Annotated in this window: 6 protein-coding genes; 3 read left to right on the top strand and 3 right to left on the bottom strand. The window is 59.0% G+C overall.

All coding sequences use genetic code 11. From position 1 onward, the window contains the following. Nucleotides 1–368: 368 nt before the first annotated feature. A complete protein-coding gene (gene trpD, locus NTX71_02175) occupies nucleotides 369–1475 on the top strand; it encodes an anthranilate phosphoribosyltransferase (protein MCX6338710.1) in 1107 nt (368 codons plus the stop codon). A 128-nt stretch (nucleotides 1476–1603) separates the two neighbouring features. On the opposite strand, the gene NTX71_02170 is transcribed toward trpD, so the two are convergent. After that, nucleotides 1604–2398 carry a DUF1571 domain-containing protein gene (locus tag NTX71_02170; protein ID MCX6338709.1) on the bottom strand — a complete coding sequence of 265 codons (795 nt, stop codon included), beginning with the start codon at nucleotides 2396–2398 and terminating at the stop codon, nucleotides 1604–1606. A gap of 153 nt (nucleotides 2399–2551) precedes the next feature. Beyond that, complete coding sequence (locus NTX71_02165) at nucleotides 2552–4789, bottom strand: hypothetical protein (GenBank protein ID MCX6338708.1); 2238 nt, start codon at nucleotides 4787–4789, stop codon at nucleotides 2552–2554. A 159-nt stretch (nucleotides 4790–4948) separates the two neighbouring features. Here NTX71_02165 and NTX71_02160 point away from each other — a divergent pair, with 159 nt between their 5' ends. After that, nucleotides 4949–6163, top strand: a complete 1215-nt coding sequence (locus NTX71_02160; protein ID MCX6338707.1) for a DUF1573 domain-containing protein — start codon at nucleotides 4949–4951, stop codon at nucleotides 6161–6163. Between the two features lie 274 nt (nucleotides 6164–6437). Then, the gene (locus NTX71_02155) at nucleotides 6438–7919 is read left to right on the top strand and encodes a hypothetical protein (protein ID MCX6338706.1); all 1482 of its coding nucleotides are present in this window, start codon (nucleotides 6438–6440) and stop codon (nucleotides 7917–7919) included. A gap of 68 nt (nucleotides 7920–7987) precedes the next feature. On the opposite strand, the gene polX is transcribed toward NTX71_02155, so the two are convergent. Further along, nucleotides 7988–9703 (bottom strand): DNA polymerase/3'-5' exonuclease PolX, encoded by a 1716-nt coding sequence (gene polX / locus NTX71_02150; GenBank protein MCX6338705.1) that lies wholly within the window; start codon nucleotides 9701–9703, stop codon nucleotides 7988–7990. Nucleotides 9704–9918: the final 215 nt, after the last annotated feature.

The raw sequence follows: 9918 nt of genomic DNA, 5'->3' as shown, positions 1-9918 counted from the left end.
AGGAAACGGGCTCGGGATGGAGCAGCAGGCAAGTCACGAGTGCTGGCGTGAACGGAGCAAGCAGTTGAACCCGCGCATGCGCGAGGGAGGGACCAGATCATGTCTATTGACTCCGCGCCTTTGATGGGTGACCCATTACGTCCGGGTAACGTCCAAAGGTGACGTCGTGTGTGCGACGCCGATGTGCTACAATAAGTGTAACTGCTCAGGAGCCAGAATTCAGGGTTAATGCAGTTACTCGAAGAGGTCAGTAAGCTCCTAAAAGCTTATGCGCAATCCATTCTGGATTCCGGCTCCTGGCTTCTGACTACCTGAGTAGTTACCAATAAGCATCCCTCGCTGTGGCGACGGGGCTGGCTGGGGCGCACATGGACTATTCAAAATTCATCCAGGAACAACTTCCGCGGCTCTTTCCGCCGGGGCGAGAGCCGGCGAGCGGAGAGCTGCTCGAGTTCTCCACGCGGATCTCCGAGGGGGGAGGACTCACTCCTGAGGAAGCGGAATGCGCCATGGAAATCATGATCGGCGGGCGCAGCTCTCCTTATGAAACAGCCCTCTTCCTCACCGCGCTCCGGCCCGACATGTGCGCGCCTGAGGCGCTCGCCGCAATGGCGCGTGTGATGCGGACACGGGCGATCCGCGTCACTCCCCGCGGGCAATGCGAGGTCCTCGGGGACAATTGCGGCACCGGCGGCGACGACCTCCACCTCTTCAACGTCTCAACCGCGGCGATGTTTTTCCTCGCCGCAGCAGGAATACCGATCGCGAAGCATGGCAACCGCGCGAGCACTTCCTGCTGCGGGAGCGCTGATGTTCTTGAGGCGCTCGGGGTGCGCATTGATCTGGGGCCGGAAGCGGTCGCCCGGTGCATCGAGAGGACGGGAATCGGCTTCATGTTCGCCCCCTCCTATCACCCCGCGATGAAACACGTGGCCGCCGTGCGCCGCGGCCTCCCCTTCCGCACCGTATTCAATCTCCTCGGCCCCCTCTGCAATCCCGCCCCGATCACCTTCCAGTTACTGGGCGTGTACCACCCCGAGATACTTGAGCGCGCGGCGCGGACGCTCACGCTCCTCAGCGTGCCGCGCGCCCTCATTGTCTGCGGCGAGCCGGGCGTGGAAGGCAGATGGATGGATGAGGTTTCCACATCCGGGCAGACCCACGCAATTCTGATTGAGCAAGGAACCGTACGGCGGATTGAAATCGTCCCCCGCTCACTCGGTATAGCCGTATCGTCGCTCGATGCGCTGCGCGGGGGGACACCGCCCGTGAACGCCTCCATCCTTCGCGGCATCCTCGATGGCTCCGACACGGGGCCGCGCCGGGACTTATGCCTCATCAATGCGGCTGCCGGCCTCTATGCGGCAGGCGTGGCCAGAGAAGTCTCGGAAGGGATCGAGAGAGCCCGTGAAACACTCGCGGGGGGCGGAGCACTCAGGAAACTCGAACAGTTCATCGAGGAGAGCAACCGGTAAGAGAAATCCCAAATCCAAAATCCAAAATCCCAAACAGAAAGTCATAAGGATTAAGCACTAAGTGGTAAGCTATTATGCGTTTTAATGCTTAGTGCTTACCGCTTAATCCTTACCGCTCGCCTCGTAATCTAGAAGTTATATTCGTTGTTCCCCCGGTCAAAATCCCTGTCAGTCAACCCGACATCCACCTCCAGGTTCTCGTACATGTACTCCTCCGAGAGATTATTGTCCCAGTCATACACCTGGATCTTGACGGGGAGAAGCGACTCCTCATCAAACCATACCAGGCACCGATAGCAGTAGTACCCCTTCTCCCTCTCCGGCGGCAGCACGGCCTCGATGACCCTGGCCGGCCGAGCACCCACCCTCTCTTCGCCGCGGTCAATGAGCGCACTTGTCTTCTCCGCTCGCGCCCGCCGGGCGTTCTCTGCGAAGACGCCCAGAAAATGGCCGATGCCGACGTGGTCGATCGGATGTATATTGTCGCGCATGACCAAGTAGCCATCGACGTCGATCGGGATGGCGGGCATCAGAGTGCCCTTCCATCCCCCGGGGTGGGCGAGCGCTTTCCGGCCGTAGCGCGACGGCGCGTACAAAATCTCCTGTCCCTCGTGGGCCTTCGTGAGCCACCTCATGTAGAGGTTCATCGGCTTCCTGAACTTGAGGACAATGCGCTGCTGATCCTGAAGACTCCCGCCGACGCGCTGGCGCTTCTGGAACACGCACCGGTAATCATTGACGCCTTCGTACCGCTCCACCGACTGCGAGATGAGGCGGCGCAGCGTCTCCAGAGCCTTTCCCTGCGCTGCTCCTGCGACCTCCGACGGCCACGGCATGGGCCGGTATGGTCCGCCCACCGATCTGCACCCACACATGGCGACCGCAACGGCGACCAGCGCACATTCGAAGAAATGCCGTTTCATTAATAATCTCCTATCGTAACCTTACCACTCATGGAACCCTCATGCCTCTTTGTATTACAAGGGCGCAAAAGTTTTTTTAGAAACTTTTTTCAGACTACATTCCTCCCCCTCAAAAGGGGGAGGATTAAGGTGGGGGTGTTTTCAGAATAACCCTCACCCAGCCTGCCGGTAGGCAGGCTGCCCTCTCCCATCAGAGGGAGAGGGAATGGTGGGACCGATTTGGTTGCGGCCAAAGGCCGCGCTGTAGATCTCCTGCGCGATTCCCCTCACCTCCTCGCCGCTCAGGAGGTAGAGTTGATTGAGAATGTTGCGCTCACAGTCAATCGCAGGAAAAATTTCAGGGTGCGCGGCGATATATTTTACAATCCGGGACAGTGCATGACGAGAGGCAATGAGGTGCGGTCCCCCACCCCCCTCAAGCTGGGCGTGTAACGCGAGCAGGCCGAGGAGCGGTTCCGGGCAGCGGGCGAGGCTGCGGAATATCGCGCGCTCCTCAAAGCACGCCTCGATGAGTGACGGGAGAAACAGGTTGCGGCACGCAAGCACAAGGCAGGAGACCGGATGATTCCAAACGGGCAGGTGGCGGCGGAGGTCAACGAGGTGCTGGTATTCATGCTCGGCGACTATCGCGGCGCAGAGGTCTTCAAGGCGCTCCTGGATGAATCCTCCTCCCCGCCGCTCAATGTCTCGGCACACTTTTTCGAACAGCCGCCTCTCGAGCATACGTGAATAGCGCACCTCGCCCCGCCCGATCCGCGCACCTCCGACCTCCTCAAGGAACCAGCCGCTCTCAAGCGGGTTCCTTTTCTGCCTCCTCCTCACGTCGCAGAGCGGGGTCCACCTCGTGGCATCGTAGAAAATCGCGTAGCCGGTAAAGGGCGGATAGGCCAGGCCGCTCTCCCCCTCCATGACACCATCACCGGAAAGGCAGCACGTTGCCGCCCAGTAGCCGAACTCATTGCCCCCGCTCCGCCGAAGTTCGCAGGAGAGGAGTTCGCCGAATTCGAAGTTTATCCTCCGCCCGAAGACATTTTCAAAAAAAATAATCTCCCTGTTGCCGCCGCGCAGTATATCCAGGAGCGGCTGCGGACGCCCGGTGTTTTCCCCGAACCATCGGACCCCTGGGGCTGAGCACACAGCCCCAGGCGAAATCAGCGATCGTCCCAGGTCTTTTTCCGTTGCCGCTTTAAGTTCCGCCACGGCACGCGAGAAGGAGATGCGGTTCTTCTTCTGCGCGAGCTCGGTCCTGAGCCTTTTGCCATATCGGCTCAGGAGAGCGATGAGCCGCTCTCCCTCTCCGGCATTCGAAAGTTGCGCAGCCGCTGCACCGGTCATCTCACCGGATCCGTCAATCGCCGCCGCCTCTGCCCACCAGCCCATCGCCGCGAATGCCTTCGCGAGATCCCCCTGCCGCGCCGGATCCTTCCCACCCTCGGCATTCCCGACAGCTCCTTCAAGCTGACGCCACAGCGGTAGGAGGCGGTTCTCCCCGCATGCGATCTGCACTCCGAACGAATCTTTCCAGAGATCGACCGCTCTCTTGTACATCCCCTCCTTTACGTACAGGAGCCTCAGGTCCCGCATGAAGATAAAGGGCAGGGGCTCGATCGCGAGCGCCTTCTCATACGACTCTATCGCCTCCTTGCGCTTCCCGGCCCTGGAGAGGAAGCAGCCGCGGTATACGAGTACCGCGGCGCTGCGCGGGAAGAGCCGCACTGCCCGCTCGCTGATTATGCCCCCTCTCTCCCACCGTTCAAGGAACACACATTCGGAGAGCGCGGACTGATACGCCTCCCGGTAATACTCATCCTCCCGGAGGAGTTTCTCGAAAATCCAGAGTGCAGTGCCATGCCTGCCGACTGCCGACTCAACAAGCCCCATCGCCCAGCGGGCGGATAATAACGAAGGTTCGATCGCGAGCGCTTTCGCGAGCTCAGCTTTCGCAAGGTCGTTCCTCCCCGTGCGCAGGGCGATCATGGCTTTCCCATAATGCCCCCAGAGAAAGTCCGGCGTAATCCTGAGGGCTTTCTCAAATTCACCAGCCTGCTGAGCCGGGTCATCGAGGAGCCGGCCATAGAGGTAGTGGGCCGCCGCGCTCGCCGGCTCCTCCCTCATACGCGCTCCATAATCGCGTACGAGTTCCTCCTGAAATCCGAAATCAAGCATGATGTTCTGGTACTCGCGGTGGGCAGCAATATAATCCGGCGATCGCGCGATCGCCCCCTCGAACTCCTTGAGTGCGGCGTCATACGCTTCGGCCCTCTTCAACCGAAGCCCGCGCCGGTAGCGGGCTTCAGCCTCAGCGGAGCATAATCCGACCGCCCTGCAGAGAGCCCCGCCTCCGGGGATCAGCAGGGATGCCAGAGACAGCAGAACAATGAGTCTCTTCATACAGCACCATTATACAGGGAGTAACCCTTGCAGGTAACGCATTATCGACCGCCAAGTGATATATATCATGCGCGCATTTTTCAAATGTTCCGCTTGAACATGCGCTGCAACTGTGCTATAGTGTGCGCTTCTATAATCATCATAGAGGAGGATTGCTGAATGAAAAGAATTATAGTTGTGATCCAAGCCTGTCTCGCCGTCTCTCTCATTTCTCCCGGAAATATTATCGCCATGGGGCGCAGGCCGGCAGCGCCGCCCCCCCAACTCAAGAAGGCTCCTCTCCCCAGGGTCGTTGAGCCCGCCGCGCCGGAGCGGACGGCGGTTCCCGCGGGCGAGCAGCCAAAGATAGTCTTCGAAGAAAAGGAACATGACTTTGGCAAACTCATGGGAGCTGATAAGGTCGAGCACGTTTTTAAATTCCGCAACGAAGGGAAGGGAGACCTGAAAATCGACAAGGTGAACACCAGCTGCGGGTGCACCGCTGCATTGCTTTCGGCGAACGTGGTCCCGCCACGCGGGAACGGCGAGATAAAGACGACGTTCACCGTGGGCGACAGGCAGGGCCAGCAGACCAAGCACATTTACGTACTCTCAAATGACCCGAACGAGCCGAGGGCGACGCTCACCCTCAAAGGCCTCATAATCCCTCCGGTGGGCATAGAGCCGTCCCGTGTCTCCCTCCAGGCCAAGGATACGCCCAGCGTGAGCACCGTAAAGATATCGCAAACAACGGAAGAAGAGCTGAAGCTTGGAGAGGTGACCGCTAGCCTCAATCTTGTCAACACCCAGATCAAAGAGGAAGCGCCTGAGAACGGGAAGAAACGCTACTCCCTCGAAATCAGCCTCAAGCCGGATATCGAGCCAGGTCAATACTTCGAAAATGTCACCATCGCGACAAACTGCGCCACAAAGCCCAAAATCGAGATACCCGTCCGGATTACTGTGCGGGGGGATATCGAGGCAGCGCCGAGCCGCATCAATCTCGGCTCTCTCTCCACCGGCCAGGAGATCAGCCGGACGATCACTCTCTCCAACACCAAGGGGCAATCATTCAAAGTGGAGCGTGTCGAAGTGGAGAACAAGGACTTCGCGATACGGCCTGAGCCGTCCTCAACGCCTTCTCCCTCGCACACATTCACCCTGACTGGAAAACCCTCTGCGCCGAGCGGCAGGATGAAAACGACTATCGTTTTCCACCTCGACCACCCGAAACAGAAGAAGGTTGTAGTGACCGCATACGGGGACATTCGACAGGAGAAGAACCCTGTACCCGCGCAGGAGGGCAGGAGAAAAAATCCCTCTGAAGGGGCATTGACGCAGCCCGGGGCTTCCAAAGTGACTCCCCTACCCTCCCCGCCACCTCAAAATCCGTGAACAGCGGCGCGGCATTGCCCTGAGTCCGTGCGCCTTGTTCCGAAAATCAGCGCGGCTATTTCAATCCATGCCATCTGCGGCGCTTGTAACTCCTGCTATTTCAGCGCATTCAGTGACTTCAGTGGTAAAAACATTTAACCACTGAAGACACGGAAATCACTGAGCATATACTTTAGGACTGACGGCTTACCGGCCGCCCGTTTTTTCGCTTTGCCCTATCGCGCAACGCCATTACAATAGTCCCATGTCCGGAATACGGCGTTCTCTGATCACCATGGCATGCGCGATTCTCGCGGGAGCGGGCGCCTGCTATTTCCTATTCCTCTATCCCCCCGCACTCAAGAACAATCTCAAGAGCATTCTTGAGCAGCACCTCGCCGCCGACATACACCTCGGATCAGCGTCCCTGCATCCTCTCTCCGGCCTCACGCTGGAGGGGCTCGATGTGAGGAGGGCGCCGGGACGCAGTGCGATTTTCCATGCCGACCGGATCCGCATCAGGCCCCGCTTAAGCTCACTGCTGCGGCTCCGGCTGCAGATAAAGGAAATAGGCCTGGAGAATGCGACCGCCGCCTTTCTCAGAGATCCGGCGGGTATTTCAAACTGGGCAGGGGTGATCAAGGGTGACGCTCCCCCCAGAGGGGGAAAGCCACCCGCCTTCAATCTTAAAAACGGCAGGGTCACGATCGGCACCTACACATTTGAGGGGCTCAACTGCGAGCTGATGCCCTTCCCTTCTGAACACACGATTGCCATCCGGGGGAGCATGGACGATCCCTTCTGGGGCAACTACCGCATGCAGGGGAACATCGACGTGAGGGGTGAAACCCTCTCCCTCTTCTTCGATGCCAAAGACCTCCACCTCACTGAACCGTGGATCAGGAAATTTCCCCTCATGGAGAGCGGCGTGTGGGATCGCTATCGCCCCGAAGGACTCTTTGATCTCACGGGGACCGTCACCCACTGCTGGGGAAAAACGCAGAAGAGCGACTACAATTTTATCTTCACGGCAAAGGACTCGTCATGCACGTACCTCGCCTTCCCCGTCTCCCGCGCGACGGGACGCATCTTCGTCGATCCCCATTCGGTTGTGGTAAATAATCTCCGGGGGGAGCTTTTCAAGGGAGCGGTGGAGGGCTTCAGTCTCGCGAGCCTCGAGGCGCCCTTTACCTACTTTAGCCGCTACGCCTTCACGAACGTTGACATGGCCGAATTCCTCAAAAATCTTGGGACTGAGGAGGCCCAGCTCCAGGGGAAGGGGAGCGGCACGGTGTCTTTCCACGGCGACCATAGCCTTGGGAACTTTGAGGGGCAGGGGGAACTCACGATACCGGGCGCGAGACTCTGGAAGTTTCCCGTCATCCTCCAGATCATCTCCCGCCTCCAGCTCAAACTGTGGGCAGGGCAAGAGCCGCTCCAGGAATGCAAGATCGCTTTTTCGCTCGCCGAGAACGGCATCACCTTCAAGGAGATCAGCCTCGTCAGCGACGTCATGGATATCTACGGGCAGGGCTGGAGCAGCTATAGGGGCGATCTCAAACTCGTTTTATACGCACGGCCGGTGAGCAAGACGCCGATCTACATCGCCGATCTATTCGTCCAACAGGCCCTCGACAGCATCTCGGGAAATCTGGCGCGGTTCGAGGTCACGGGAACGCTCTCAAAACCCACCATCAGCATCATCCCCCTCACCCCGGTGAGCAAGAATATCACAAACTTCTTCGACGCCCTCACCCGCCAGCGCCTGGGGCGATAACTCGTGAAGCGTCGTTCGTGAAGCGCACGATGTAATTATTACGCTTCACTCTTCACGCGCAAAGCGTGTCACGATCTTTTCAGTATCTTAAGTAATTTCTGGAGCGGGTAGGTGTTGATCACGTCTTTCGCCTCCGCCCATCCGCGGCGGGCGGTGAAGACGCCATAGCGCATGAACTCGAGGTTCTGGGTCGAATGGGCGTCGGTGGAGATCACCAGCATGACGCCCTGATCCCTCGCGAGCCTCACGTGGATGTCCCTCAGGTCAAGGCGGTCGGGGTGCGCGTTGATCTCCAGGGCGACGCCGTGATCTTTCGCGGCCCTGACGAGCTCCTCGATGTTCACCTCATAGCTGGGGCGCTCGAGGACGAGCCGCCCCGTCGGATGCCCGAAGATATTCACACACGGGTTGCTGATTCCCCTGATGATCCGCTTCGTCATCTCCTTTTCCGAAAGGTTGAAGCGGTAGTGGATCGCGCCGATCACCACGTCGCATTCTTTAAGGATCCCGTCGTTGAGATCGAGACTCCCATCGGGGAGGATATCCACCTCAATCCCCTTGAGAATCCGCACCCCCGGTATCTTGTCCTGTATTTTCTCAATCGCCTTCAGGTGCTTCGCGAGTTTCTTCTCGTCGAGGCCGCGCGCCACCTTGACCGCCTTGGAGTGCTCCGTGATGGCGATATACTCGTAGCCGAGCTCTCTCGCCTTTGACGCCATGTCGAGTATTGACGCCTTCCCATCGGTGGCGGTCGTGTGCATCTGGAGATCACCCCGAATATCTTTCAGCTCGATCAGGTCGGGCAGCTTCCCCTTCTCCGCCGCCTCTATCTCGCCATGGTTCTCCCGAAGCTCCGGCGGGATCACCGGCAGCCCGACCGCCGCGTAGACCTCCTCCTCGCTCTTCCCCGCGACGCATCGTGCGCCCCTGAACACGCCGTACTCGCTGATCTTGAGTTTCCGCTCCACCGCGCGCGTGCGGAGCGCGATGTTGTGCTCTTTCGAGCCGGTGAAATACTGGAGCGCGGAGCCAAAACTCTCTTTCGGGAGGACGCGCACGTCCACCTGGATGCCGCAGGCGAGGCGCGCGCTTGACTTCGTCGTTCCCTTCGCCGGCACCTCCTCGATGCCGTCGTACCCGACAAAGCGGTCCATGATATCCGTCCCCCCGGCGCATATGGCAAGGATATCCAGATCGCCGATCGTCTCCTTTCTCCGTCTGAGACTACCCGCTGCCTCGATTACTTTCACGCCCTTCGATTTCTTTAGATAATTGATGATGGACTCCGCGTAGTCGAACGCGACCGAGAGCTTGAAACGCCCCTGGCCCGTCCGGTATCGTGCGATCGCCTTGATCAGGTTCTCCTCGCTCTTGTCCCCCATCCTGAAGAGCTCGTGCAGCTTCCCTGCCTTCGCGGCCGCTTCCAGCTTGTCCACGGTGTCTATTTTCAATTTCTCGTAGAACAGCTTCACCTTCCTGGGCCCCAGCCCCTCGATCTTCAGGAGTTCGGGGAGGCCCCTCGGGAGGCCGGCCCTCAGTTCATTGAGGAATCGCAGCTTGCCGGTGGAGACAATCTCTTTTATTTTTTCCGCGATGGACTTACCTATCCCCGGGATCTGTTCGAGGTCCTTCCCCTCGCGCGCCATGGCCGCGATATTTTCGGACATGTCTCCGACCGCCCGGGCGGCGTTCCTGTAGGACCGTATCCGGAACGGGTTGTCCCCATTGATATCGAGGATGTCGGCGATCTCGGTGAAGATGTCAGCGATCTGCCTGTTTTCCATCGTGCTTACCCCCGGATTGCCCACGGCGAAGTATAACAGCTTCGCCGCGAACGGGCTAGAATATACTTCCCCGCGCGGTAAGGGGTCACTTATAGAGGGGGGCCACGGATCCCGCTAAGCGGGACGGATTATGACGGATATTCACAGATGAAAAGAAAGCTTCATCTGCGGCCATCCGTGTGGTTATCCGTGAAAATCCGTGGCGAACATCATTT

The sequence above is a fragment of the Candidatus Auribacterota bacterium genome (genome assembly GCA_026392035.1).
Lineage (GTDB): Bacteria > Auribacterota > Tritonobacteria > UBA1439 > UBA1439 > JAPLCX01.
Note: the sequence above shows the minus strand (reverse complement) of the source record. Positions and strands in the feature narration are given on the sequence as shown.